At 70.8% G+C, this 25,283-nt stretch carries 25 protein-coding genes; 13 read left to right on the top strand and 12 right to left on the bottom strand.

Annotation, left to right across the window (positions count from 1 at the left end):
• The first annotated feature begins 30 nt into the window (after positions 1–30).
• Together SGFS_RS40560 and SGFS_RS40565 are read left to right on the top strand one after the other, a co-directional pair.
• Entirely contained in the window at positions 31–501 is a 471-nt protein-coding gene (locus SGFS_RS40560) for a GNAT family N-acetyltransferase (protein WP_286257270.1), read from the top strand.
• Between the two features lie 161 nt (positions 502–662).
• The gene (locus SGFS_RS40565) at positions 663–1,559 is read left to right on the top strand and encodes an RICIN domain-containing protein (protein ID WP_286257271.1); all 897 of its coding nucleotides are present in this window, start codon (positions 663–665) and stop codon (positions 1,557–1,559) included.
• Between the two features lie 3 nt (positions 1,560–1,562).
• Here the strand turns inward: SGFS_RS40565 and SGFS_RS40570 are convergent, their stop codons facing one another.
• Positions 1,563–1,745 (bottom strand): DUF6243 family protein, encoded by a 183-nt coding sequence (locus SGFS_RS40570; RefSeq protein WP_286257272.1) that lies wholly within the window; start codon positions 1,743–1,745, stop codon positions 1,563–1,565.
• A gap of 112 nt (positions 1,746–1,857) precedes the next feature.
• Between SGFS_RS40570 and SGFS_RS40575 the strand changes: the two genes are divergently transcribed.
• Positions 1,858–2,499: a TetR/AcrR family transcriptional regulator gene (locus tag SGFS_RS40575; protein ID WP_286257274.1), complete on the top strand. Its 642-nt coding sequence runs from the start codon at positions 1,858–1,860 to the stop codon at positions 2,497–2,499.
• Between the two features lie 211 nt (positions 2,500–2,710).
• Positions 2,711–3,463: a bifunctional DNA primase/polymerase gene (locus SGFS_RS40580; protein WP_286257275.1), complete on the top strand. Its 753-nt coding sequence runs from the start codon at positions 2,711–2,713 to the stop codon at positions 3,461–3,463.
• Positions 3,464–3,533: 70 nt separating this feature from the next.
• Here SGFS_RS40580 and SGFS_RS40585 read toward each other — a convergent pair whose 3' ends face one another.
• Genes SGFS_RS40585 through efeO form a run of 4 tightly spaced genes read right to left on the bottom strand, consistent with a single transcriptional unit; the run spans position 3,534 to position 7,918 of the window.
• Positions 3,534–4,595, bottom strand: coding sequence for an SCO2278 family lipoprotein (locus SGFS_RS40585; protein ID WP_286257277.1), 1,062 nt, complete (start codon positions 4,593–4,595; stop codon positions 3,534–3,536).
• Positions 4,552–5,427, bottom strand: coding sequence for an iron uptake transporter permease EfeU (gene efeU, locus SGFS_RS40590; RefSeq protein ID WP_286257278.1), 876 nt, complete (start codon positions 5,425–5,427; stop codon positions 4,552–4,554). The genes SGFS_RS40585 and efeU overlap by 44 nt, the downstream gene beginning before the upstream one ends.
• A gap of 3 nt (positions 5,428–5,430) precedes the next feature.
• The gene (gene efeB, locus SGFS_RS40595; protein ID WP_286257279.1) at positions 5,431–6,744 is read right to left on the bottom strand and encodes an iron uptake transporter deferrochelatase/peroxidase subunit; all 1,314 of its coding nucleotides are present in this window, start codon (positions 6,742–6,744) and stop codon (positions 5,431–5,433) included.
• 22 nt (positions 6,745–6,766) lie between these two features.
• On the bottom strand, positions 6,767–7,918 hold the full coding sequence (gene efeO / locus SGFS_RS40600; RefSeq protein ID WP_286257280.1) for an iron uptake system protein EfeO: 1,152 nt from the start codon (positions 7,916–7,918) through the stop codon (positions 6,767–6,769).
• A gap of 338 nt (positions 7,919–8,256) precedes the next feature.
• Between efeO and SGFS_RS40605 the strand changes: the two genes are divergently transcribed.
• Complete coding sequence (locus SGFS_RS40605; protein WP_286257281.1) at positions 8,257–8,901, top strand: PhzF family phenazine biosynthesis protein; 645 nt, start codon at positions 8,257–8,259, stop codon at positions 8,899–8,901.
• A 120-nt stretch (positions 8,902–9,021) separates the two neighbouring features.
• On the opposite strand, the gene SGFS_RS40610 is transcribed toward SGFS_RS40605, so the two are convergent.
• Together SGFS_RS40610 and map are read right to left on the bottom strand one after the other, a co-directional pair.
• Positions 9,022–9,669: a biliverdin-producing heme oxygenase gene (locus tag SGFS_RS40610; protein ID WP_286257282.1), complete on the bottom strand. Its 648-nt coding sequence runs from the start codon at positions 9,667–9,669 to the stop codon at positions 9,022–9,024.
• A 181-nt stretch (positions 9,670–9,850) separates the two neighbouring features.
• Positions 9,851–10,708, bottom strand: coding sequence for a type I methionyl aminopeptidase (gene map / locus SGFS_RS40615; RefSeq protein ID WP_286257283.1), 858 nt, complete (start codon positions 10,706–10,708; stop codon positions 9,851–9,853).
• A 61-nt stretch (positions 10,709–10,769) separates the two neighbouring features.
• Between map and SGFS_RS40620 the strand changes: the two genes are divergently transcribed.
• Complete coding sequence (locus SGFS_RS40620) at positions 10,770–11,003, top strand: hypothetical protein (RefSeq protein ID WP_286257284.1); 234 nt, start codon at positions 10,770–10,772, stop codon at positions 11,001–11,003.
• Between the two features lie 190 nt (positions 11,004–11,193).
• Here SGFS_RS40620 and SGFS_RS40625 read toward each other — a convergent pair whose 3' ends face one another.
• Positions 11,194–11,796 carry a hypothetical protein gene (locus SGFS_RS40625; protein WP_286257286.1) on the bottom strand — a complete coding sequence of 201 codons (603 nt, stop codon included), beginning with the start codon at positions 11,794–11,796 and terminating at the stop codon, positions 11,194–11,196.
• A gap of 220 nt (positions 11,797–12,016) precedes the next feature.
• Between SGFS_RS40625 and npdG the strand changes: the two genes are divergently transcribed.
• Both npdG and SGFS_RS40635 read left to right on the top strand, forming a co-directional pair.
• The gene (gene npdG / locus SGFS_RS40630) at positions 12,017–12,733 is read left to right on the top strand and encodes an NADPH-dependent F420 reductase (RefSeq protein WP_286257287.1); all 717 of its coding nucleotides are present in this window, start codon (positions 12,017–12,019) and stop codon (positions 12,731–12,733) included.
• Positions 12,734–12,815: 82 nt separating this feature from the next.
• Positions 12,816–13,013 (top strand): hypothetical protein, encoded by a 198-nt coding sequence (locus SGFS_RS40635; RefSeq protein WP_286257288.1) that lies wholly within the window; start codon positions 12,816–12,818, stop codon positions 13,011–13,013.
• Here SGFS_RS40635 and SGFS_RS40640 read toward each other — a convergent pair.
• Positions 13,000–13,800: a site-2 protease family protein gene (locus tag SGFS_RS40640; RefSeq protein WP_286257289.1), complete on the bottom strand. Its 801-nt coding sequence runs from the start codon at positions 13,798–13,800 to the stop codon at positions 13,000–13,002. The genes SGFS_RS40635 and SGFS_RS40640 overlap by 14 nt on opposite strands.
• Before the next feature lie 161 nt (positions 13,801–13,961).
• Here SGFS_RS40640 and SGFS_RS40645 point away from each other — a divergent pair, with 161 nt between their 5' ends.
• Positions 13,962–17,339 carry an AfsR/SARP family transcriptional regulator gene (locus SGFS_RS40645; RefSeq protein ID WP_286260302.1) on the top strand — a complete coding sequence of 1,126 codons (3,378 nt, stop codon included), beginning with the start codon at positions 13,962–13,964 and terminating at the stop codon, positions 17,337–17,339.
• Positions 17,340–17,388: 49 nt separating this feature from the next.
• Here SGFS_RS40645 and SGFS_RS40650 read toward each other — a convergent pair whose 3' ends face one another.
• Positions 17,389–18,204, bottom strand: coding sequence for an ABC transporter permease (locus SGFS_RS40650; RefSeq protein WP_286257290.1), 816 nt, complete (start codon positions 18,202–18,204; stop codon positions 17,389–17,391).
• A complete protein-coding gene (locus SGFS_RS40655) occupies positions 18,201–19,226 on the bottom strand; it encodes an ATP-binding cassette domain-containing protein (protein ID WP_286257291.1) in 1,026 nt (341 codons plus the stop codon). Before SGFS_RS40655 ends, SGFS_RS40650 begins: the two co-directional genes overlap by 4 nt.
• A 238-nt stretch (positions 19,227–19,464) precedes the next feature.
• Between SGFS_RS40655 and SGFS_RS40660 the strand changes: the two genes are divergently transcribed.
• Positions 19,465–20,553 (top strand): phosphotransferase enzyme family protein, encoded by a 1,089-nt coding sequence (locus SGFS_RS40660; RefSeq protein WP_286257292.1) that lies wholly within the window; start codon positions 19,465–19,467, stop codon positions 20,551–20,553.
• 85 nt (positions 20,554–20,638) lie between these two features.
• Here SGFS_RS40660 and panB read toward each other — a convergent pair whose 3' ends face one another.
• The gene (gene panB, locus SGFS_RS40665; protein ID WP_286257293.1) at positions 20,639–21,514 is read right to left on the bottom strand and encodes a 3-methyl-2-oxobutanoate hydroxymethyltransferase; all 876 of its coding nucleotides are present in this window, start codon (positions 21,512–21,514) and stop codon (positions 20,639–20,641) included.
• Between the two features lie 190 nt (positions 21,515–21,704).
• Here panB and SGFS_RS40670 point away from each other — a divergent pair, with 190 nt between their 5' ends.
• The 3 genes from SGFS_RS40670 (at position 21,705) to SGFS_RS40680 (ending at position 25,227) form a co-directional block, all read left to right on the top strand.
• Complete coding sequence (locus tag SGFS_RS40670) at positions 21,705–23,285, top strand: MFS transporter (RefSeq protein WP_286257294.1); 1,581 nt, start codon at positions 21,705–21,707, stop codon at positions 23,283–23,285.
• 77 nt (positions 23,286–23,362) lie between these two features.
• Positions 23,363–23,983, top strand: coding sequence for a TetR/AcrR family transcriptional regulator (locus SGFS_RS40675; RefSeq protein WP_286257295.1), 621 nt, complete (start codon positions 23,363–23,365; stop codon positions 23,981–23,983).
• 200 nt (positions 23,984–24,183) lie between these two features.
• Positions 24,184–25,227 carry an endonuclease/exonuclease/phosphatase family protein gene (locus SGFS_RS40680; RefSeq protein WP_286257296.1) on the top strand — a complete coding sequence of 348 codons (1,044 nt, stop codon included), beginning with the start codon at positions 24,184–24,186 and terminating at the stop codon, positions 25,225–25,227.
• Positions 25,228–25,283 lie beyond the last annotated feature (56 nt).

Raw genomic sequence — 25,283 nt, forward strand, 5'->3', positions numbered from 1 at the left:
CCCGCCCCGGCACCAGATATCTCATCAGGTATGACGACCTCACCAGGCCTTCACCTCGACGAGATAACCCCCGCCAACATCGACACCGCCCTCGCCCTACGGGTCCGCCCCGACCAGGAACACCTGGTCGCCCCGGTGGTGAAGTCCCTGGCCGAGGCCTACGTCCACCCGCGCATCGCCTGGCCCCGCCTCATCCGTGACGGCGAACGGACCGTCGGCTTCCTCATGGCCTTCCACGACACCGACTGGGCCGAGGACGGCACGGACTTCCGCTCCGGACTCTGGCGCCTCAACATCGCCGCCGACGAACAGGGCAAGGGCTACGGCCGCTTCGCCGTGCACTCCGTCGCCGACGAGATCCGCCGCCGCGGCGGCACTCACTTCTACGTCACCTGGCACCCCGGCCCCGGCGGCCCCGAGGCCTTCTACCTCCGCCTCGGCTTCCGGGAGACCGGAGAGGTCAGCGGGGACCAGACGGTGGGGGTGCTGGAGCTGACCTGACGAGCGCCGGGCGCCGGCAGCAGCGCGCGGGGGCGGCGAACGCGCCCCGCACGCCCCCGGAAGCCCCTTCGCATGGGAACGCCGGAAGGGGCCCGGTTCGTCCACGCCGGTTGAGGGGAACCGCGCAAGTCGTGCACCACTTCCCTCGGGGGGTGGGGGCCGTGGTCGTCTGGTTGTACGTCCTCGTAGGCGTGGTGCCTGTCGCGTGCGCCGCACTGGTCATGTATTTCAAGCACGCCGACGAACCCATGCGGGCGGCGGTGTCCGCCTGTCTCGGCGTGCTGGCCATCGCCGTCGCGGTCTACTTCGGCGTCCAGGAGGCCGCGGACGGCGCGGACGGCGCGGCTCGGGGACAGCGGCGTACGTCGTCGGCATCCGCCACTCCGCCTTCCGCCGACGCCACGACGCCTTCCGCCCCGTCCGTGCCGCCGCCCTCCAGCACCCCTTCCGCGACGACGACGGACGACGCCGAGCCGCAGGACGGGCAGGGAGGGCAGGGAGGGCAGGGAGGGCAGGACGGGCAGGACGGGCAGGACGGGCAGGACGGGCAGGACGGGCAGGACGGGCAGGGAGGGGGCGGAGAGGAAGAGGGAGCGCCGCCGGAGGTGAGGACCCCGACGGACGACGATGTGGCGTCCCCCAAGAAGCACGACGCACCGGACACCACACGCGTCCGTATCAAGGGCGCCGAAGGCCCCTGGACCGCCATGTGCCTCGACGTCTACGGCCCGCTCGTCGAGGCAGGAACCCCCGTGCAGATCTGGACCTGCAAGGACACCTCCGAAATGGAGTGGCGTCTGCGCGGGGACGGCAAGATCGTCGGGTTCGGCGGCAACTGCCTGACCGTCGCCGGCCCGGAAACGGACGCGACCCCGGTGCAGATGCACCCCTGCGGCACCCGGGAGGGGCAGACCTGGGAGCGGTCGGGCTCGGAACTGCGTACCGCCGGCGGCTACTGCCTGGACATCCAGGGACCAGGAACCACCAGCGGCACACGCGTCCAGATCTGGGGCTGCGAAGGCGTCCCGCAACAGCAGTGGAGCCAGGAGCCGCTCTAGCACTCAGGACGGTTTCTCAGCCGCCCGTTCCTCCTGGAGCCTGCGCAGCAACTCCCGCTTCTGGGCCTGTGCGTCGAGGCCGCCCCCGACCCGGCCACCCCGGCCGCCGCCGCGCAGTGCCGCGCGGCCGAGGTTTCGTCGCGTGCCGCCGACTCCCAGCATGTTTCCCGCTCCACCTCGGCTCATGAGGGCCTCCTTCGAGTGATGCTTCGTTGACGTGACGAGACGGTTCGTCTCGCGTTATGCTCATCACTGTCCAGCGAGACGCTCCGTCTTGTCAACCTGATAAATTCGGCGCATGGCCAGGAAAACCGCCCCCGACTCCACCCGGCGCAGCGAGAAGTCCCGCCGAGCGATCTACGACGCCGCCCTCGCACTCGTCAGCGAGGTCGGCTACCAGAAGACGACGATCGAGGGCATCGCCGCCCGCGCCGGCGTCGGCAAGCAGACGATCTACCGGTGGTGGTCCTCCAAGGCGGACGTACTGCTGGAGGCCTTCCTCGACCTCCAGGAGCAGGCCGCCGAGCAGGTCGCCCAGCCGGGGCAGGAGCAGGGGCAGGCTCCGGAGGAGTACGCGATCCCGGACACCGGCGACCTCGCCGCCGACCTCAAGGCCGTCCTCCGCGCCACCGTCGACGAACTCCTCGATCCGAAGTTCGAGGCCCCCTCCCGCGCCCTCGCCGCCGCGGGCGTCGTCGACGAGAAGCTCAGCGCCGAGTTCATCGGCAAGCTCCTCGAACCCCAACTCCAGCTCTACGTACGGCGGTTGGCCGCCGCCCAGGACACCGGCGCCGTACGCCCCGACATCGACCCCCGCATCGCCCTCGAACTCTTCGTCTCCCCGCTCGCCCAGCGCTGGCTCCAGCGGACCGGGCCCATCTCGTACGAGTACACGGACACCCTGGTCGACTACGCCCTCCACGGCCTCGCGCCCCGCTGACCCCGACAGCGAGCGCCCAGGTGTGATCAAAGCGACCTCACGGAGATCACGGCCCGTCCGAATCTCCCGCAAAAGCATGCGATGACCCGCCATCCCCGGCCCCGGCCCGTCATCGCCCCACCTACCCCGGATGTGGGCTGCGGCCCCCCGGAGCGCAGGATGGTGGGACGATGAGGCATGCTGTCCGCACCACAGCGAGGCGAGGGGATAGATGAGCGCGACGTTCGGCGGCCGTACCGGTCGGCAGGGCAGGATCTCCGAGTGGCTGCGCGCCCGTCGCACCGCCCGACCGCTTCAGGAGGCCGCCGACGACGGCGGCCGTGAGGCGCTGCTGCTCGCCACCGCCGCCGCCGGTCTGCCGCTCGCGCCGGCCGCGCACCCCTCCGGCTACCGCTGTTCGTGCGACCGTGTCGGCTGTCCCACCCCGGCCCGCCACCCTGTCTCCTTCGCCTGGCAGACGCAGTCCACCACCGACCGCGCCCAGATCGAGCGCTGGGCCCGCCACCAGCCGCAGGCCAACTTCATCACCGCCACCGGCATGGTGCACGACGTGCTCGACGTGCCTTTCGCGGCAGGCCAGGAGGCCTTGCGACGGCTCCTCGCCGCCGGCATCGAGGTCGGCCCCGTGGCGGAGTCGCAGTCCGAGGCCGACGACGGACGGCTGCTCTTCTTCACCCTCACCCGCGGTACGCCCGAGGACGAGGACGAGTGGTGGCCCTGCGCATTGGACTGCCAGCCCGAGACGATGGACGAGCACCCGGGACTGCGCTGGCACTGCCGGGGTTCCTACGTCCTCGTACCGCCGGCCCGGCTCCCCGGTGACCTCGCCGTCAGCTGGGTGCGCGGCCCGGAGCACCCGCTGCCCGACCCGCTGAGCCTGCTGGAGATCCTCACCGACGAGTGCTCCCGCCACGCGGACGAGGAGCCGGACGACACGGACGAGGCCTGGCCGCCCCGGGGCTGAGCACCCACCCCAACCGAGGCGCTGAGCACCCACCCCGAGAGAGGCTGAGTGACCACCTCGGAAGGACCGCCTACTCTCCCTTCGCCCCGGTCAGCCCCTCCACCTGGCTCAGGAACTTCACCTGCTGGTCCGCGGCCGTCCTCGCCGGGACGACCACCGCCTGGTTGGCCACGTACTCCAGCGTCAGCGAGTTCTTGAACTCACCCGTCATCAGCGCCACCACGTTCTTGTCGCTGAGGGCGGCGGGGTTCGTGCCCGCCGCGACCGTCTGCTTCTGGTAGTGGCGCGTGCTGAAGAACACCAGTGCCCCGCCGTCCGTGGTGCGCAGCCCGACCGGTGCGTAGTCCTTCTCGGTCAGCGGCTCGTCGATGTACTGCTGGACCAGGCCCGGCTTCTTCGCGTCCTTCTGCCGGGCGACCCGCAGCCGCGAGGTGAACTCGCCGTCGGCGAAGACCGCGCTGTCCTCCTCCAGATACGTCGCGTACGCCTGCGGCAGCCGCTCGGGGGCGAAGGCGAGGGAGGCGTCGTCGGGGGCGACGACCTGCGCCCAGCCGTCCTTGTCCTTCTCGAAGGTGGGGACGTCCTTGGCGGGCATGATCGTCAGGAACGACACCTCCCACAGGTCGTCGAGCGCGTCCCGGGTGAAGACGAACAGCCAACGGTCCGTGGAGCGGCCCTTGTTGGCGGCGGCGTCGACCACGAACCAGCGCGGCCAGGCCGCCTTCTCCGGGATCGTGATCTTCGGGTCGGTCAGCTTCAGCGCCACATGGTCGGGGTTGCCGTTCGGGGAGTTCTTGGCGCCCGCGCGCAGCTTGCCGCCGTCGATGTCGGAGAGGGCCCCGGTCACCCGGGGGGCGTCCACGGACTGGTCGAACTCCTTGTCCGCCTTGTTGTACGCGGTGGTGAAGTCCTTCAGCGCCCGCGCCGCCTCCGCCCGGGTCGTCGTCGGGACGATCTCCCGCTCGCCGTGGACCACCACGCACCCACTCGCCGTCAGCGACAGAGCGGCGACAGCCGCGGCCAGCAGCGTGCCCCGGCCGTATGCGCGAAGCCCCGGCAGACCCCCATACGTACGAACCGGACGAACCTCACGAAGCCTTAGTGGACTCCGAACCCCGCGCACCCTGCTCATCAGGAATCTTCACCTTCCCCTTCCCGGAGGCGAACCCTACCGGGGCGAGGAACAGCGCGAGCGTCGGGATCAGATAGAGGAGCCAGACCGTGACTTGGAGGACCGTCGGGTCGGGCTGGAAGTTGAAGATGCCCTTCAGCAGGGTGCCGTACCAGCTGTCCGGCGGGATCGCCCCCGTGACGTCGAACGCCTTGTTCGTCAGCCCGGGCAGGAAGTCCGCCTCCTGGAGGTCGTGGAAGCCGTACGCCAGCACGCCCGCCGCGACGACGACCAGCATGCCGCCGGTCCAGGTGAAGAACTTGGCCAGGTTGATGCGCAGGGCACCCCGGTAGAAGAGCCAGCCCAGCACGATCGCGGTCGCGATGCCCAACAGCACGCCGACCAGCGGCCCCTGGGTGCCGTCGCTCGACGCCCGCACCGACGCCCACACGAACAGGGCGGTCTCCAGGCCCTCCCGGCCGACCGCGAGGAACGCGGTGGCGACCAGCGCGCCCGTGCCCATCTGCAGGGCCGCGTCCAGCCTGCCGTGCAGCTCGGACTTCAGATGGCGGGCCGTGCGACGCATCCAGAAGACCATCCACGTCACCAGGCCCACCGCGATGATCGACAGGGAGCCGCCGAGCATCTCCTGCGCCTCGAACGTCAGCTCCTGGGAGCCGAATTCGAGAACGCAGCCGAAGCCGAGGGCGAGCCCGACGGCGACCCCGATGCCGATCCAGATGGGGCGGAGGGCGTCCCGGCGGTCCGTCTTCACCAGGTAGGCGATGAGGATGCAGACGACGAGGCTGGCCTCCAGGCCCTCCCGCAGACCGATCAGATAGTTCGCGAACACGGCCTAGGCCTCCTTCGAGAACAGTGCCCGGCCCCACCAGTCGTCCGCGTCCCGGACGCCCGGTGGGACGGCGAAGACCGCCGAACCCACGTGCTGGATGTACTCGTTGAGCGCGTCCGTGGCCAGATTGCGCTGGATCGGGATGAACCCCTCGCGCACATCACGCTGGTAGGCGAGGAAGAACAGGCCCGCGTCGAGCCGGCCGAGGCCGTCCGTGCCGTCGGTGAAGGAGTAGCCGCGGCGCAGGATCGTCGCCCCGTGGTTGGAGTCGGGGTGCGCGAGCCGTACGTGCGCGTCCGGCAGCATCGCCTTCAGGAACGGCTTGTCCCGCTCCTTCGCCTTGCCGACCGGCGCACCCTCGCCCTTGTCCCGGCCGAAGATGTCCTCCTGCTCCTGCAGGGAGGTCCGGTCCCAGGGCTCGATGTGCATCCGGATGCGCCGGGCGACGAGGTACGAGCCGCCGGCCATCCACTCCGGGCCGTCCTTCTCGCCCACCCACACGAACTTCTTCAGCCGGTCCGTTTCGGTGCCCGCGATGTTGCGGGTGCCGTCCTTGAACCCCATGAGGTTGCGCGGGGTCTGCTCCTCCGGCGTGGTCGAGGAGGTCTTGCCGAAGCCGAGCTGCGACCAGCGCACGGCGACCTTGCCGAAGCCGATCCGGGCGAGGTTGCGGATGGCGTGCACCGCGACCTGCGGATCGTCGGCGCAGGCCTGGACGCACAGGTCGCCGCCGCTGCGGGCCCTGTCCAGGTTGTCCCCGGCGAACTGCGGCAGGTCGACGAGGGCCTCGGGACGCGAGTCCGTCAGCCCGAACTTCTCGAACAGCGACGGCCCGAACCCGATGGTGAGGGTCAGCCGGGACGGCTTGAGGCCGAGCGCCTCACCGGTGTCGTCCGGCGGGGCCTCCGCCAGCCCGCCGTACGCGCCGTCGCCGACCGCCTTGCCGGCGGTCATCCGGCGCGCGGCGGCCGTCCAGTCCTTCAGCATCGCCACGAACTCGTCGCGGTCGTCCGTCTTCACGTCGAACGCGGCGAAGTGCAGCCGGTCCTGCACCGGCGTGGCGATACCCGCCTGGTGGGCGCCGTGGAAGGCGATCGGGGCGCCCGCGGCCGCCGCCACCGGCGAGGCGTCGTCGCCCGACCGCGCCGCGGCCACCGCGCCCCCGGCCGCGGCGGCACCGAGCGCGAGCCCGGCACCGCCCCAGCCGATGAGCGAACGCCGGGTGGGCGCCTTCGCGTTGCCGTCCGCGCCCGCGCCCGCGTTGCCGTCCGCGCCCGCGTTGCCGTCCGCGCCCGTGTCCGTGCTCGTGTCCGTCATGAGCTGACTCCTACCGACCTGGTTACTTCACGACCGCGGCGGCCAGCTGCGAGAGCGGCTCGGCGAGCGCGTTCACCGCGTCCGACAGCTCCTTGCGGTCGTCCTTGCCGACCTTGTCGTAGGAGACGAAGTCGTAGCCGTTCTTGTCCGCGCGGTACTTGTCGAGCAGCGTGTTCAGCGCCGCGAACTGCTTGTCGAGTTCCTTGGTCAGCTCCGGGTCGTTCTCGGAGGCGACGGACTTCAGCAGCTCGTACGACTCCTCGGCGCCCTCGACGTTGGCCTTGAAGTCGACGAGGTCGGTGTGCGAGTAGCGCTCCTCCTCGCCGGTGACCTTGCCGGTGGCGACCTCGTCGAGGAGTTCCTTGGCGCCGTTGGCCATGGAGGTCGGGGTGATCTCGGCCTTGCCGACCCGGTTCTGCCAGTCCTCCAGGTCCTTCACCAACTGGTCGGCGAGCTCGGAGTCGCGGTCGGTGAGCTTGCCGTCCTTCCACAGCGAGCGCTCCAGGCGGTGCCAGCCCGTCCAGTCCTTCTCCGGGTCCTGACCGTCCTCGAGGCCGTCCTCGCGCACATCGACCTTGGGGTCGATGTCACCGAAGGACTCGGCGACCGGCTCGGTGCGCTCCCAGCCGATCCGGGAGGGCGCGTACGCCTTCTTCGCGGCCTCGACGTCGCCGTCCTTGACGGCGTCGGCGAACACCTTCACCAGCGGCAGGGTCTCGTCGGCCTGCGCCTGGGCGTACTTGCGGTAGGCGGCGACGGCCGTGTCGAGCCGGGGATCGCGCTTGGCGACCTTGCCGGAGCCCTTGGCGGTGACCTTCTGCCGGATGCCGTCGCCCTTCATGCCGGGCTTGCAGGCGATCTGGTACTCGCCCGCCTTCACCTCGGCGGTGACCTTCTGCTTGGTGCCGGGACCTATGTTCTCGCGCTCGGTGACGACCCGGTCGTCCGGGAAGAGGACGTAGACCTCGGTGACCTTCGAGCCCTTGTTCTCGATGTCCAGCTCGATGTGCCCGGCCGGGAACTCCTTCTTCGACACCTCGCACTTGGTGTCGGTGGCGGTGACCGCGATGACCCCGTCCTCGCCTGCGCTGCTCTTCTCGGTGCAGCCCGTGACGGCGGTCAGGGCTGCCACGGTGGTGGCGGCGGTGACGACGGAGAGTCTGAGGGGGCGCATTTCGGCTCCAAGGGAGTACACGGGGGACACACAGATAAGGTGAGGCTGCCCCAAGTTATCTGAGGCTTACCTCACCAAATGCCGTGCGTCCAGTGAAACGCCTCTCATCGGAGCCGTACGAGCACGGGCCGATCACGGTGGCTCAAAACAGCCCCCATGTTCCGGTCAAGTAATGGTCAAGCAAGCCGTTTCGGTCTGATCTGGACATCTCCGGTTCACGGGCCGGCGTTCGAGGAGCGGGGTCCGGGGCGGAGCACCAGGGATGGGACGGGTAGGGGAGGCGGGGGCGAAAACCCCTGTGGCAACGCCCCCGCCTCCCCTGATGCTTCAATGCCTGCGTGACTGACTTCGACGTGCTCCGGGTGTTCTGTGGACCCGGCGGCGGATACGGCAACGAACTGGGCGTCGTCCGTGAGGGCTCCGTGATGCCCGACCGCACCGACCGGCAGACCTTCGCCGCCAAACTCGGTTTCAGCGAGACCGTGTTCGTCGACGACCCCGAGCGCGGTGTCATCGACATCTACACCCCCACGCTCCGTCTGCCCTTCGCCGGCCACCCCTGCGTGGGTACGGCCTGGCTCCTCGACGTGCCCGAACTGGTCACCCCGGCCGGTGTCGTCGGAGCCCGGCTGGACGGGGAGTTCAGCTGGATCGAGGCGCTGCCCGAGTGGGCCCCGCCCCGCACGTTCCGCCAGTACGGCTCCGCCGTCGAGGTCGACGACCTGACGGTCCCGCCGCCCGGCGAGTGGATCTACGCCTGGGCCTGGGAGGACGAGGCGGCGGGCCGCGTCAGGGCGCGGGCCTTCCCCGGCCGCGACGACGGTATCGACGAGGACGAGGCCACAGGTGCCGCCGCCCTCCAGCTGACAGCCCAACTGGGCCGGGCCCTGAACATCACCCAGGGCACGGGCTCCCAGATCCTCACGGCCCCGCAGCCGCACGGGTGGGTGGAGGTGGGGGGCCGAGTCTTCTTGGAACGCTGAGTACGGCCGCGCCCCTTCAGGGGCGCGGGGAGCTGCGCGACAAGCCCCCACGCACCCGCGGCGACGAGACAACGCGCAGTCCCCGGCGGTTTCTCGCCCCCCGGCGCACCTACGCGTCACCTACGCGCTCAGGGGGAACTCCTCCCCCAACGCGAGAAAGACCGCGGTGTTGAGCGCGAACGCCCGCTTGCACTCACTCACGATCCGCTGCTTCTCCAGATCGTCCACCCGCACCCGGTCCAGCAACTCGCGATACCCCCGCTTGAACGCCGCCGGGTTGGCGATGTCCTCGAAGACGTAGAACCGCACCCCGTCGCCCTTCTTGGCGAAGCCCCACGTCTTCTCGGCCCGGTCGCGGATGATCTGCCCGCCGGAGAGGTCGCCGAGGTAGCGCGTGTAGTGGTGGGCCACATATCCACCCGGCCACGTACGCGCGCACTCGGCGACCCGCGCCGCGTACGCCTCGGTCGCCGGAAGGGCGGTGAGGGTCGACCGCCAGCCCGGTCCGCGCAGATGCGCGAGGTCCCGCTCCAGCGCGGCCAGCCGCATCAACTCGGGTTGGACGAAGGGCCCGGCGACCGGGTCGTCGGCCAGTGCCGGCGCGCCGCTCTCCAGTTCCTCGTACACGAACCACAGCTGCTCGGTGTACCGCGTGTACGCCTCGACGCCGAGTTTCCCGCCCAGCATGTCGCCCATGAAGGTCGTGGACTCGGCCTCCGTGTGCTGCTCGTGCGAGGCGGTGCGGATGAGTGTCGAGAACGGGTCCATGGGATCTCCGGTGCCGAGAGGGACGAGAGTCGCTCAGATCTTCTCTGGTTAGGTTTACCTAAGTCAACAGGATACCGACGCCCTGTCGGCAAATCCATACCCAGAATCATCATCCGACCCACACAAAAAACCCGCCCTCCGAAGAGAGCGGGCCTGAGGCGAATGGGTCCGAAGCGCGACGCTACGGCAGCGTGAGGATCTCCGCGCCCGTGTCCGTCACCACCAGCGTGTGCTCGAACTGGGCCGTGCGCTTGCGGTCCTTGGTCACGACCGTCCAGCCGTCGTCCCACATGTCGTAGTCGTGCGACCCGAGCGTGAGCATCGGCTCGATCGTGAACGTCATCCCGGGCTGGATCACGGTCGTCGCGTGCGGGGAGTCGTAGTGCGGGACGATCAGCCCGGAGTGGAACGACGAGTTGATCCCGTGCCCGGTGAAGTCGCGCACGACCCCGTACCCGAACCGCTTGGCGTACGACTCGATGACCCGCCCGATGATGTTGATCTGCCGCCCCGGCCTGACCGCCTTGATGGCGCGGGTGAGGGACTCATGGGTCCGCTCGACCAGGAGCTTGGACTCCTCGTCCACGTTCCCCACCAGGTACGTGGCGTTGTTGTCCCCGTGCACACCGCCGATGTACGCCGTCACGTCGAGGTTGACGATGTCGCCGTCGCGCAGCACGGTCGAGTCGGGGATGCCGTGGCAGATGACCTCGTTGACCGAGGTGCACAGCGACTTGGGGAAGCCTCGGTAGCCGAGCGTCGACGGATAGGCCCCGTGGTCGCACATGTACTCGTGCGCGACCCGGTCCAGCTCGTCCGTGGTGACACCGGGCGCGATGTGCTTGGCCGCCTCGGCCATCGCCCGCGCCGCGATCCGGCCGGCGATCCGCATCGCCTCGATCGTCTCGGGCGTCTGCACCTCCGGTCCGGTGTACGGCGTGGGTGCGGGCTTGCCCACGTACTCGGGTCGGCGGATGTTTCCCGGGACGGTTCGGGTGGGGGAGAGCTTCCCCGGTGCGAGCAGCGACTGGCCAGACATGCCAGCGAGTTTAACCAGCGGGTGTGGGGGACGATGTCCCCGAGGAAAGGAGCCGAGAACCATGGCCCTGTTCAAGAAGCGCAAGCCGGTCGGGAAACCGGGCGAGTGGTACTACTGCCTGGAGCACAAGAAGGTCGAGGAGGGTCCCGACTGCCCCGGCAAGGACCGCATGGGCCCCTACGCCTCCCCGCAGGAGGCCGCCCAGGCGATGGAGACGGCGCGTGAACGCAACGTCGAGTGGGAGGCCGACCCCCGCTGGACGGACGCACCGACACCGGGCCCGAACGACGACTGACCCCGCCCGGCGAGTGAGCGCTGGGGTGGGTTGGGGGCCTGGAGCCGCAGCCGGTCGCCCGGCCTGGTAACCGCTTTAAGCGGTTACCAGGCCGGACGACTACTCGGGCCGCCGTGTCGAGGGGGGCCGCGGTGCGCTGCGGGTTTGCCGGCGGGCGGCACGCCGACGCCCCAGGTTGCGAAAGATCCCGTCACCACCGCCCCGGCGGCGGGGCCGTCAGCCGGTCCGCCAGGCGGGACAGCCGGTCCCGCAGCCGCCCTCTGCCCCTCGGTTCCGGCAGGGCGCTCTCCCCGGCCGCCGCGCTCACCAGATGCTGCACGGTGTCCAGGTCGAGCGCCGGTTCCGGCGGTACCGCCAGCGCCTCGTGGGCCATCGCCCCCAGCTCCCGGTCCCCGGCGCCCAGCGTGAGCACCGTCGCCCCGGCCCGCCGCGCGTCGTGCACCCGCTCCAGCAGCACGGCACCCGGATCGGACGGCGCCACCACGAGCAGCGTCTCGCCCCGCCGGGCCGCCGACACCCGGCCCAGCCCGATCGCCAGATGCGCCGGGTCCGAGGGCCGCGCCGCATGCCGTACGAGCGTCGGTGACAGCTCCGGCGTACCGGACCAGGCCGCCTCGTCCACCAGATGCGCCGCCAGATGCCACGGCTCGTACTCCGCCGTGCCCACCAGCAGCAGCCCACCGCCGTACGACACCACGGACCCCCGCAGCGCCCCCGCGAACCGGCGCGTGGCCCCGGGCCACTCCGTCCCGGCGAGCACTTCCCGCAACAACGCGACCCGTACGGCGTCCATGCGCACGCATCCTGCCGCAAACCGGCCGCTCGTCACCGGAATTCACCCCGGATTCGCCCGACCCGGGCACGCACGCCGAGTCGACCGATGCCACGGCGAGCAGGCCCTGGGACCCGGCGTCGCCCCACGAGGACACGGCCGGACCGCTCCACGAGACGGGTGACCGTGACCACGCTCACCTGATCGCCCCACGCGCCCGGGCCGCACGTAAAGTCGGCCCATGACCTCTACCGACAGTGCACAGCAGCCGGTCGCCAAGGCCCCGGCCAAGGACCCCTTCGACCTGCCCGACGTCTCCGGTCTCGTCGTCGGTGTCCTCGGCGGCACCGGGCCGCAGGGCAAGGGGCTCGCCTACCGCCTCGCCAGGGCCGGCCAGAAGGTGATCATCGGCTCCCGGGTCGCCGACCGCGCGCAGGCCGCCGCCGAGGAGCTCGGATACGGAGTCGAGGGCGCCGACAACGCCGACACCGCCCGCCGCAGCGACATCGTGATCGTCGCGGTGCCGTGGGACGGCCACGGCAAGACCCTGGAGTCGCTGCGCGAGGAACTGGCCGGCAAGCTCGTCGTCGACTGCGTCAACCCGCTCGGCTTCGACAAGAAGGGCGCCTACGCGCTGAAGCCGGAGGAGGGCAGCGCCGCCGAGCAGGCCGCCGCCCTGCTGCCCGACTCCCGCGTCACCGCCGCCTTCCACCATCTGTCCGCCGTACTCCTCCAGGACCCGGAGATCGAGGAGATCGACACGGACGTCATGGTCCTCGGCGAGTTGCGCGCCGACGTCGAGATCGTGCAGGCACTGGCGAACCGCATCCCCGGCATGCGCGGCATCTTCTCCGGCCGACTGCGCAACGCCCACCAGGTGGAGTCGCTGGTCGCCAACCTGATCTCCGTCAACCGCCGCTACAAGGCCCACGCGGGGCTCCGCCTCACCGACGTGTAGCCGGTACCCGTACGCGTACGGGCATGGGGGACACTGGACGCCGTACCACCTCGTCCGACCGCCCTGTCAGGAGCCGACCCCCATGCCCCGCCTAGCCGTCTACACGCTCATCGTCTGCCTGCTCGCCGTGGCCGCCGCCGTGGTCTCCTTCGCACGGGGCAGCTGGCTGGGCGTCGTCTGGGTACTGATGGCCGGACTGTCGTCCAACATGACCTGGTACCACCTGCGCCGGGCGAAGCTGGAGCGTCGGTCGGCGGCCGCCGCCGTCACTGAACAGTGAGGCAGATGTCGCTGTCCTCAGTCCAGAAGCGGTACAGCCTGAAGCCGCAGTCGGCGAGCACGTCCTGCACGCCCAACCCGCGCATGAACGCGTCGATCACGTCCCAGAACGCCTCGTTCACCGTGGGGATGAACAGCACGGCGAACACGAGCAGCAGCCCGAAGGGCGCCAGCGGCTCCACCTGCCGGCGGATCCTGTACGACAGCCACGGCTCGATCACCCCGTAGCCGTCCAGGCCCGGCACCGGCAGGAAGTTCAGGATCGCCGCCGTGACCTGGAGCAGCGCGAGGAACGCCAGAGCGAACAGGAAGGCCCGCGGCACCCCGTCCGTCACGCCCAGCCAGAACGGGGCCGTGCACACCGCCGCGAACAGGACGTTCGTCAACGGACCCGAGGCCGAGATCAGGCTGTGCTTCCAGCGCCCCTGGATCCGGCTCCGCTCGATGAAGACCGCGCCGCCCGGCAGACCGATACCGCCCATGATCACGAAGACGACGGGGAGCACGATGCTGAGCAGGGCGTGCGTGTACTTCAGCGGGTTCAGCGTCAGATATCCCTTGGCGCCGATCGTGATGTCCCCGCCGTGCAGGGCCGTACGGGCGTGGGCGTACTCGTGCAGACAGAGCGAGACGATCCAGGCGGACGTCACGAACAGGAAGACGGCGATGCCCGGCACCTCGGAGAACCCGGTCCAGGTGGCCCATCCCGTGACCGCCATGACGGCCACGATCCCCACGAAGACAGGGCTGATCCTCCGGTCGCTCCGGCGGGACGCGGCGGTGGTCATGGGGCTCCTAGGGCTCTGGCTCACAGGGACGACTGCCCGACCGTACCGGGCACATGCGGAAAACGTCTCGCCAGCGCCGTGGAGTTCCTAGCAAGGTGGGGTCCATGGCTTGGTCAAGCAGCCGTACGGTGACGACCGCCCGCCCGAACCGACCGGAGACAATGGACCCCGTGCGCTATCGCATCCTCGGCACCACCCAGGCCCTGCACACCGACGGCACCCCCGTCCCGGTCGGCGGCGCCCGTCTGCGCGCCCTGCTGACCGTGCTCGCGCTGCGACCGGGGCGTACGGTGCCCGCGGCGCTGCTCGTCGACGAGGTGTGGGCGGCGAACCCGCCCGCCGACGCCGGGGGCGCGCTGCAGGCACTGGTCGGCCGGCTGCGCAGGGCGCTCGGCCCGGACGCCGTGGACTCGGTGAACGGCGGCTACCGGCTCGCCGCGGCGCCCGACGACGTCGACCTGTACCGCTTCGGACGGCTCGCGGACGAGGGCGCCCGCGCGCTGGCCGACGACGACCCGGCCAAGGCGTTGACGGTCCTCGACGACGCGCTGGCCCTGTGGCAGGGCCCGCCGCTGGCCGACCTGCCCGACCGTACGGCCGAGGCCGCCCGTTGGGAGACCCGCCGCCTCGACGCCGACCGCACCCGCCTGACCGCCGCGCTCGCCCTGGGCCGCGCCGAACAGTCCCTCCCGGCCCTGACCGCCCTGTGCGACACCCACCCCCTCGACGAACCCCTCCAGTCCCTCCGCCTCCGCGCCCTCAGAGACACGGGCCGCCCGGCGGAAGCCCTGGCCGCCTACGAGGACATACGCCAATTACTGGCAGACCGCCTGGGCACGGACCCGGGCCCGGAACTGCGTGCGCTGCACGGCGAGTTGCTGACTGAAGGGCCGCAGGCCCCTTCAGGGGCGCGGGGAACCGCGCGACCAACCACAACAAACCCGCACCCGCCACACACACCGAACCTCCCGAGCTCCCCGGCGCGGGGTCGACGAGGCGGAGCCCATGGCGGGGGCGAAAGACCCGCCCCCCGCCCCGTGGGCAACCTCCGCGCCCGCCTCACCAGCTTCGTGGGCCGGGACACCGACATCAACACCATCCGCGCCGACCTCACGACCGCCCGCCTCGTCACCCTCCTCGGCCCCGGCGGCGCCGGTAAGACCCGCCTCTCCCAGGAGACCGGCGAGGCCATGGCCGAAGCCGTCCCCGACGGCGTCTGGCTCGCCGAACTCGCCCCGGTCGACGACCCGGCGGGCGTTCCGGAGGCGGTGTTCACCGCCCTCGGCGCCCGCGAGACCGTACTGCGCGGCGCCGGCGCCGAGGAGATGCGGCACATCGCCGACCGCCACGACGATCCCCTCGCCCGCCTCGCCGAGTACTGCGCCCGCCGCCGGATGCTCCTCATCCTCGACAACTGCGAACATGTCGTGGCCGCCGCCGCCCACCTCGCCGAGCAGCTGCTCCAGCGCTGCCCGGGGCTCACCGTGCTCGCCACCAGCCGCGAACCCCTCGGCGTACCGGGGGAGTTGGTGCGCCCGGTGGAGCCGCTGCCGCAGCCGCACGCGCTCCGGCTGTTCGCCGACCGGGGGGCCTCGGCCCGGCCCGGGTTCACGATCGCCGACGACCCGGAGGCGGCCGCCGAGATCTGCCGCCGGCTCGACGGTCTCCCGCTCGCGATCGAGCTGGCGGCGGCCTGCCTCCGCATGCTGACACCTCGCCAGATCGCTGACCGGCTCGACAACCGCTTCCGGCTGCTCACCTCCGGCAGCCGTACCGTCCTGCCCCGCCAACAGACCCTGCGGGCCGTCGTCGACTGGTCCTGGGAGCTGCTCGACGAGGACGAACGGGAGGTGCTGCGGCGGCTGTCCGTCTTCGCCGGCGGCTGCGACCTCGCCGCCGCCGAGGCCGTGTGCGGGCCCGCCGCACTGGAGGCGCTCGGCTCGCTCGTCGACAAGTCCCTCGTGGTCGCGGCCCCTTCGGCGGGCGGCGAGATGCGCTACCGGCTGCTGGAGACGGTCGCCGAGTACGCCGGCGAACGGCTCGACGAGGTCGGCGCCCGCCCCGCCGCCGAGCACGCCCACCTGACGTACTACCGCGAACTCGCCCGCACCACCGACCCGTTGCTGCGCGGCCCCGGCCAGCGCGCGGCGATCGACCTCCTCGGGATGGAGTACGAGAACCTCCGTACGGCCCTGAGACACGCCGTCGCCTGGCAGGACGAGCAGGAGGCGATCTGTCTGACGCTGTCGCTGGGCTGGTACTGGCAGATGCGTGACCTGAAGACCGAGGCCAGACACTGGTCCGCGCAGGTCAAGGAGCTCGGCCCGAACCCCTTCACGGCGCCCGCCCGCCCCGTCCCGGACCTGCTGGAGCGCTGCACGGACAACCCGCCCCCGATGCGTCCGGAGGTGCTGGACGAGGCTCGGCGCGGCGTCCATCTGATCCATCTCGCCTGCATGGACATGGAGTTGGAGGCCTGGGAGACGCCCGAGGCCCAGGAGAAGCTGAACGTGGTCAGCGAGACCTACACCCCCGGCCAGCCGCAGAGCTGCCGCTTCCCGGGCATCGTGTGGTTCTACGCCGTACTGCTGTCCGGCGGTATGGACCGGGTCCGTGCGGTCGTCGACGCCAACGTCGAGACCGCCCGGGCCCTCGACGACGACTGGGAACTGGCCTACTCCCTCCAGATGCGGGCCAACATCGCCGCCAACCGCAGCGACTGGGCGAGCGACGCCACCCGTGACGCCGACGAGGCCCTGGAGATCTTCGCCCGGATCGGCGACGCCTGGGGCACCGCGGAAGCCCTCTCCGCACGCGGCGAGGCCATGGAACGCAGGGGCAGGTTCGGGCCCGCCGCGGCCGACTTCGAGCAGGCCATCGAGTACGCCGACCGGCTCGGCGCCCGCGCCCAGCGCGGCATCCTCAGCGTCCGTCTCGGCAGTGTGCTCATCGACGCCGGCGAGGCCGAGCGGGGCGAGAAGCTGCTGTACGACGTGCTGGCGGGCGACCACCAGGCCGCCCGCGAGGCAGTGCCCGCGGCCCGCCTCTTCCTCGCGTTCCGCCTTGGCCGCACCGGACGGGTGGCCGAGGCCCGTGAGCAACTGACTCTGCTCCGCGAGGAGTTCAGTGCCTACGCCTTCGTGGTGTTCGCCGGGTTCGTGCTCGGCGTGGAGGCCTACCTGAACGTGATGGACGGGAACCACGAGGCGGCCGTGGAGAAGATCCGGGAGGCGCTGGAACGGTGCGCGGACCCCCTGTCCCAGATGATCACCCCGCACATGCCCGCCATACAGCTGGTCACGGCCGCCCTGGCCGTGGCGGGCCTGGACGGCGGCGCCCGTGCCCGTGACGCGGCCCGCATCCTCGGCGCCGCCGACGCGCTGCTGCCGCCCGGCCACTTCTCCAGCCCCATGGAGGTCGAGAGCCGCACCCGGGCCGAGGCCGACACCAGGGCCGCCCTGCCGGACGACGGAACGTACGAGACGGCGTACGCCGAGGGCGGCGCCCTCTCCCTGGAGGAGGCCACCGCCCTGGTGTGACCGCGAAGTCACTCGTGCCACCTCGAAGGCACTCATGCGACCTCGAAGGTCAGCTCTTCGTCTTGAACTTGTGGATCGCGACCGGCGCCATCACCGCCGTGATCGCCGCCGACCAGCCCAGCGTCACCCACAGGTCGTGCGCGACCGGGCCGCCGACCATCAGTCCGCGCGCCGCGTCGGCGAGCGTGGACAGCGGGTTGTAGTCGGTGAAGTGCTGGAGCCAGCCCGGCATCGACCCGGTCGGGGCGAAGATCGACGAGCCGAACTGCAGCGGGAACAGCACCAGGAAGCCCATCGCCTGCACGGACTGCGCGCTCTTCATGACCACGCCCAGGGTGAGGAACACCCACATGATCGACGAGGCGAACACCGTGGACAGGGCCACGGTCGCGAGCAGGCCACCCCAGTTGGTGATGTCGAACCCGACCAGCACGGCGACGACCATCAGCACGGCGGTCGCGAACAGCATCCGCAGCAGCTCCACCGAGATCTTCGCGAAGAGCACCGAGCCGCGCCCGATCGGCAGGGACCGGAAGCGGTCCATGACACCGGAGTTGAAGTCCTGGCTGAAGCCGGTGCCGACGCCCTGGGACAGCGTCATGCTCATCATCGCGATCATGCCGGGGATCACGTACTGCACGTACTGGTCCTGTCCGCCGCCCAGCGCCTGCCCGATCGAGCCGCCGAAGACGAACACGAACAGCAGGGTGAAGATGACCGGCATCAGCAGCGCGTCGGCCATCGATTCCGGGTCCTGCCGGATCCACAGCAGGTTGCGGCGGACGAGGGCACCGGTGTGCCGCAGATGCCCGCGCAGCGGGATGCGGACGTCGTCGGTGGAGGTGGGGAGGGTGGTGGCGCTCATACGGCGACCTCCTCGCGGTCGTCGGCGGGCACGGTGTCCTGCGGGGCACTGGCGCGGTGGCCGGTGAGGGACAGGAACACCTCGTCCAGGCTGGGCAGTTCGGTGGTGATGGAGGACAGCGTGATCCCGCGCGAGGTGACGGCGCCGACCACGGCGGTCAGCTGCTCGTCGCTGAGGATCGGCACGAGGAGGGTGCCGGACTCGGAGTCCACGGTGGTGGTGGCGAGGCCGGTGATGCCGAGGTCGTCGAGGTACGCGGCGAGCGGCCGCAGCTGCACCGCGTCGACCGGCCGCACCCGCAGGGTCCGCCCGCCGACCTTGGCCTTCAGCTCGTCGATCCCGCCGCCCGCGATGACCTTGCCCCGGTCGACGACGGTCAGCTCGGAGGCCAGCTGCTCGGCCTCCTCCATGTACTGGGTGGTCAGCAGCACGGTGACCCCGTCCCCGACCATCCGCTTGACCTCGTCCCACACCTCGTTGCGGGTCCGCGGGTCGAGTCCGGTGGTGGGCTCGTCCAGGAAGAGGACGGCGGGCTGCCCGATCATCGACGCGGCGAGGTCGAGCCGGCGCCGCATACCGCCGGAGTACGTGCTCGCCGGGCGCTTGGCCGCTTCGGTGAGCGAGAACCGCTCCAGCAGTTCGTCGGCCCGGGCACGGGCGTCCTTGCGGGGCAGGTCGAGCAGCCGCCCGATCATGTAGAGGTTCTCCCAGCCGGGAAGCTTCTCGTCGACGGAGGCGTACTGCCCGGTGAGCCCGATCACCCGGCGCAGCTGCCGGGGCTGCCGCAGGACGTCGTATCCGGCGACGGTCGCCCGGCCCGAGTCGGGGGACAGAAGAGTGGACAGAATCCGCACGAGGGTGGTCTTGCCGGCCCCGTTCGGCCCGAGCACACCCATCACGGTGCCCTCGCGCACATCCAGATCGACACCGTCCAGCGCCCTGGTCTCGCCGTAGTGCTTGACCAGCCCCCGTACGGTGACAGCGCCCTGCGCGCCGCTGGTTTCCTTGTCGATTCGCGTCATGGGAACGACAGTGCCAGGGGCCGCCGACAAACCACCGACAGGCCGCCGACAGGCCACCTGGGGCGCCGACAATCCGCCGACAGGGGGCGCCGCCCGTTCCCGGTGCCCCGGAAGAGGCGCGGGGAACCGTGCGATCAACCCCCGCCCACCCGGAGAAACCCAGCCCCGACACCCGGCGACGCGTATGAGACACCCTGGCCGGAATCGTCAATCAGGTGCATGGCAAGGTGACCGCACCATGACCAGACTTCTCGCCCACGGAATGGGCACAGTCCCCGTCGACCCCGACTGGCCCCCGCTCACCGAGGCCGACGTGCACGCGCTCGTCGGCCCGGCCCGCGTGCTCTGGCACAGCCCCCGCCGGCTCTCCGCCGCCGCACTCGTCGAGCAGGACGGCCGACGGCTGTTCGTGAAACGGCACCACATCGACGTACGCACCCCACAGGGCCTGGCCGAGGAACACGCCTTCCTGCGGTATCTGCGGGAGCACGGCGCACCCGTCGTCGAGGTGCTCGGCGCCGCCGAGCGCGGGGAGTGGGTGTACGAGGTGCACACCGCCGGGGTCGGCACGGACCTGTACCGGGACGCGCTGTCCTGGTCCCCGTTCGCCTCCACCGGCCACGCCCGCGCGGCCGGTGCCGCCCTCGCCGGGCTCCACCTGGCCGCCGAGGGGTTCGACGCGCCGCGCCGCCGGCCCCAGCACCTGGTCTCCTCGTTCACCGTGTTCGCGGCGGTCGACCCCGAGGCCGCGCTGGAGGAGTACATACGGGCCCGGCCCGCCCTCGCCGTCGCGCTCAAGAACCGGCCCTGGCGGGAGGACCTGCGCGCGGTCCATCTCCCCTTCTACGAGGAGCTGTTGCCGTACCTCGGCCGCCTCGAACCCCTGTGGACGCACAACGATCTGCACGCCTCCAACCTGCTCTGGAACGAGAGCACCGGCCGGGTCGCCACGGTCCTCGACTTCGGCCTCAGCGACCGTACGACCGCCGTCCACGACCTGGCCGCCGCGATCGAACGCAACACCGTGCAGTGGCTCGACCCCGCCCGCCCGGTCCGCCTCGACGACGTGGACGCGCTGATCGACGGCTACACGTCCATGCGACCGCTGAGCCCCACCGAGTGCGAGGCGCTGCCCGCGCTGCTGCCCCTGGTCCACGCCGAGTTCGCGCTCTCCGAGATGGGCTACTTCCACGCGGTCACCCGGTCGGTCGAGAACACGGCCCTCGCGTACGACCTCTTCGTGGACCACGCCCGCTGGTTCGAGAGCGAGGACGGGGCACTGCTGATGAAGAGGGTCCGCGAGCGGGCCCTCGACCAGTGGACCTAGCAGCCCGCCGACGGGGGAAGATCGACGGGCTGCCGTGGTGCCACAGTGGCTCTACAGCCCTAGGCCGGGAATTTAACGACAGGGCCTAGTGAACGGAGTGCTCCTCCAGCGGGAACGTTCCGCCCACGACGTCCTCCGCGAAGGCCTTGGCCGCGCCCGCCATGACCTCGCGCAGGTCGGCGTACTTCTTCACGAACTTCGGGACCCGGCCGCCGGTCAGGCCGAGCATGTCCGTCCAGACCAGCACCTGCGCGTCCGTCTCGGGACCCGCACCGATGCCGACCGTCGGGATGTGCAGCACGCGCGTGACCTCGGCGGCCAGCTCCGCCGGCACCAGCTCCAGGACGACCGCGAAGGCGCCCGCGTCCTGGACGGCCTTGGCGTCGCGCAGCAGCTGGTGCGCGGCCTCCTCGCCGCGGCCCTGGACGCGGTAGCCCATGGCGTTCACGGACTGCGGGGTCAGGCCGATGTGGGCCATGACCGGGATGCCGGACTCCACCAGCAGCCGGATCTGCTCGTACGACCGCTCGCCGCCCTCCAGCTTCACGGCCCCGACCCCGGCCTCCTTGACCATCCGGGTCGCCGAGCGCAGCGCCTGCACCGGCCCCTCCTGGTACGAGCCGAAGGGCAGGTCGCCGACGATCAGGGCGCGGCTCGTGCCCCGTACGACGGCCGCCGACAGCATGGTCATCTCGTCGAGGGTGACGGGCACGGTGGTGTCGTACCCGAGGTGACAGTTGCCCGCCGAGTCGCCGACGAGCATGACCGGGATGCCGGCCTCGTCGAACACGGACGCGGTCATCGCGTCGTAGGCGGTGAGCATGGGCCACTTCTCGCCCCGCTCCTTGGCGAGCGCGAGGTCCCGGACGGTGATACGGCGTGTGCCCTTGCCCCCGTACAGCGTCTTGCTGCCGTCGGAGGGGCCTGCCTGTGCAGACTGGGCAGCCGAAAGCTGCGTCATTGCAACAGCTCCTTCAAGTCATCTCGAGGCACCCTGACGGCGTCCCCGGATCCCCTCCATGGTGGCACTTGGCGCCGGGGAGAGCTAGGGCAGGTACGTGTGACCGTTCCGGCACGTGGCACGTAAGACACGGGTAAGAGAATTTCGATACGAGACGGTGCCGTATCGAAATTGGTCTACGCTGGCCCGCATGACTACTCCTGTCCCTGTCGAGCGGCGGGTCCCCGAAGCGGTGCACCGGCGGCGCTGGGCGATTCTCGGTGTGCTGATGCTGAGCCTGCTGATCGTGGTGCTCGACAACTCGATCCTGAACGTCGCCATCAAGACCATCTCGACCCCTGCCCCGACCGGCCTCGGCGCCACCCAGAGCGAGCTGGAGTGGGCGATCAACGCCTACACGCTCGTCTTCGCCGGTCTGCTGTTCAGCGCGGGTCTGCTCGGCGACCGGCTGGGCCGCAAGAAGGTGCTGCTCGGCGGGCTCGTGGTCTTCGGCCTCGGCTCGGCGCTCGCCGCCGAGTCGGGCTCGCCGGTCCAGCTGATCGTGTTTCGCGCGGTCATGGGCATCGGCGCCGCCTTCGTGATGCCCGCCACGCTCGCCGTCCTGATGAACGTCTTCGAGCGCGACGAGCAGCCCAAAGCCATCGGCATCTGGGCGGGTGGCGTGGGCCTCGCCATCGCCATCGGCCCGATCACCGGCGGCGTCCTCCTCGACCACTTCTGGTGGGGCTCGGTCTTCCTGATCAACGTGCCGATCGTGGTGCTGGCGCTGGGCCTGATGATCTGGCTGGTGCCCGACTCCCGCGACCCGAACCCGGGCCGGATCGACCCCGTCGGCGTGCTGCTCTCCGTCGTCGGCCTCGTCCTGCTCGTCTACGGCATCATCCGGGGCGGCCAGCTCGCCGACTTCACCGACGCCACCGTCCTCGGGACCATCGTGGCCGGGCTCGTGGTCCTCGCCGCCTTCGTCGTGTTCGAGAAGCGCAGCGACCACCCGTCCATCGATGTCACGTACTTCAGGAACAAGGTCTTCTCGGCCGCCATCGGTGTCATCGCCCTCGTCTTCTTCTCCTTGATGGGCGTGACGTTCTTCTCGGTCTTCTACACCCAGACCGTCCGCGGCTACTCGCCTCTGCAGACCGGTCTGCTGATGCTGCCGCTGGCCGTCGCACAGCTCGTCTTCGCACCCCGCGCCCGGCTGGTCGTCGACCGCTTCGGCAACAAGGCCACCTGCACGGCGGGCATGGCCACGATCGCCGTCACCCTGGCCTCGTTCGCCACGCTCGACGCGGACACCCCCATCTGGCTGCTGGAGGTCATCTTCTTCTTCATGGGCGCCGGAATGGCCCACATCATGACCCCGACCAGCGTCGTCATCATGCAGGCCCTGCCCCGCGAGAAGGCCGGCTCCGCCTCCGCGCTCAGCAACACCTTCCGCCAGGTCGGCGGCGCCCTCGGTATCGCCGTACTCGGCTCGGTGCTCTCCGCCTCGTACCGCGGCTCCATCGAGGACAAGCTCCCGGCCGGCGCACCGCACGCCGCCGCCGAGTCCATCGAGGCCACCCTCGGCCTCGCCGCCCGCCTCGGCCCGCAGGGAGAGTCCCTCGTCGCCCCGGCGCACGACGCCTTCCTGCACGCCATGCACATGACCGCGCTGTGCGGGGCGGCCGTGGCCGTGATCGGTGTGGTGGTCGTCGCGGTCTGCCTGCCCGGACGCACCGGAGCATCACAACAGGGTGGAAAAGAGGAGGAGTTGGTGACCGCCGACCAGTGAAGCACCGGCCCAGGGTGCCCTCCCCCGCGGTACGCGGGAGAGAATCCCCCCGGCAGCACAAGAGAGACGGAGTCGAAGTGAGCCTCGCCGGCAACCAGGCCAGAGAAGAGGGCCCCGCGCGCGGGCGGCCCCGGAGCGAGGCCGTGGAACGCTCCATCATCGAAGGGGTGATGACGCTTCTGGAGGAGGGTGTCCCCCTCTCGGAGCTGTCCATCGAACGGGTGGCGCGCACCGTCGGCGTCGGCAAGGCCACGATCTACCGCCGCTGGGCGGGCAAGGACGAGCTCTTCGTCGACGTCCTGCGCGCCGCCGAGCCACCCGACCCCGTACTGCCCGGCACCTCGATGCGCGACGACCTGGTCGTCCTGCTGGAGGCCGTACGCCGACGCGGGCTGGTCAACCGGTCCTCGGCGATCCTGCACAACGTCTTCGCCCAGATGAAGAGCAGCCCGCGGATCTGGGACGCGTACCACGCGAACGTCGTCCATCCGCGGCGCAGGATCCTCGCGGGCGTCCTGCGCCGAGGCCGGGACAACGGCGAACTCCGCGCGGACACGGACCTGGACGTCGTCGCCGACCTGGTCTTCGGCCCGATGCTGGTCCGCACGATCATGCGCCCGGAGGCCGACCTTCCCGAGGACCTCGCCGAACGCATCGTCGACACGCTGCTCGAAGGACTGCGCCCGACCGGGACGTAGGTCTGCGAAGTGAGGCACAGTCAATGTGCGCGTTTCGTTACAGAGCACGTCTGACGGCGCCAGGTTCGGAACCCCGAACAGCGACTTGTTCGTCCTCGTGCCGTACGGCCGTCATGTGACGGCAGGATCGGCAGCGATCATCCCCTAGGGTCTTGAGTGGGCGGGGGGACGATGTGTTCGGCAGGCTGTGAGGCGAAGGTATGGCGCAGGCGTATGTGACGGAGACGGGCGGCGGCGCGGATCAGGGCCGCGAAGGGTCCCGGATTCGGCGCCTGCGCGGTTGGTTCGGCAGTTGGCGCGGCGACAGGCGCATCTGGCGCCGGGGAGTCGTCGTGGCCGTCCTGGCGCTGCTGCTGGCCCTGGTGCTGGTGCTGCACGCGCGGGTCCCGAACTCCGTGGGCAACCTCGGCAGCCTCACCGAGACGTTCCTGCCCTGGCTGGGCGTCCTCATCCCGCTGCTGCTGGTGCTCGCGCTGGTCCGCAGGTCCGCGACGGCGTTGATCGCGCTCCTCGTCCCCTCGGTGGTCTGGCTGAACCTCTTCGGCGGACTGGTCACCGACAAGACCGGCAGCGGCGGCGAGCTCACCGTCGCCACGCACAACGTCAACGCGGACAACACGGACCCCTCGGGCACGGCCACCGACATCGCCAAGTCGGGCGCGGACGTCGTGGCCCTGGAGGAGCTGACCGAGACGGTCGTACCGCTCTACGAGAGCACGCTGGAGGCCGTGTACCCGTACCACGAGGTCGTCGGCACGGTCGGGCTGTGGAGCAAGTACCCGATGAGCGACACCGAGGCCGTCGATATCAAGCTCGGCTGGAAACGCGCGATGCGCTCGACGGTCACCACCCCCGAGGGAAAGATCGCGGTGTACGTCGCCCATCTGCCCTCGGTCCGGGTGAAGCTGGCGGCCGGGTTCACCGCCCGCCAGCGCGACAAGAGCGCCGACGCGCTCGGCGAGGCAATCGCCGACGAGCCGATCGAGCACGTCGTCCTCCTCGGGGACCTCAACGGCACGATGAACGACCGCGCCCTCAACGCCGTCACCGCCCAGATGCGCTCCACCCAGGGCGCGGCGGGCAGCGGCTTCGGCTTCAGCTGGCCGGCGTCGTTCCCGATGGCCCGGATCGACCAGATCATGGTCCGGGGGATGGAACCGCTGGCGTCCTGGGCCCTGCCGGCGACCGGAAGCGACCACCTGCCGGTGGCGGCACGGGTGACGATCGACACGTCGGGGGACTGAGCGGGCGGGAAACGCCCTGGTGGGAGGGGTGCGGGCTGCTGGGGAATGCGGGACCG

The sequence above is a fragment of the Streptomyces graminofaciens genome (assembly GCF_030294945.1).
Classification (GTDB): Bacteria; Actinomycetota; Actinomycetes; order Streptomycetales; family Streptomycetaceae; genus Streptomyces; species Streptomyces graminofaciens.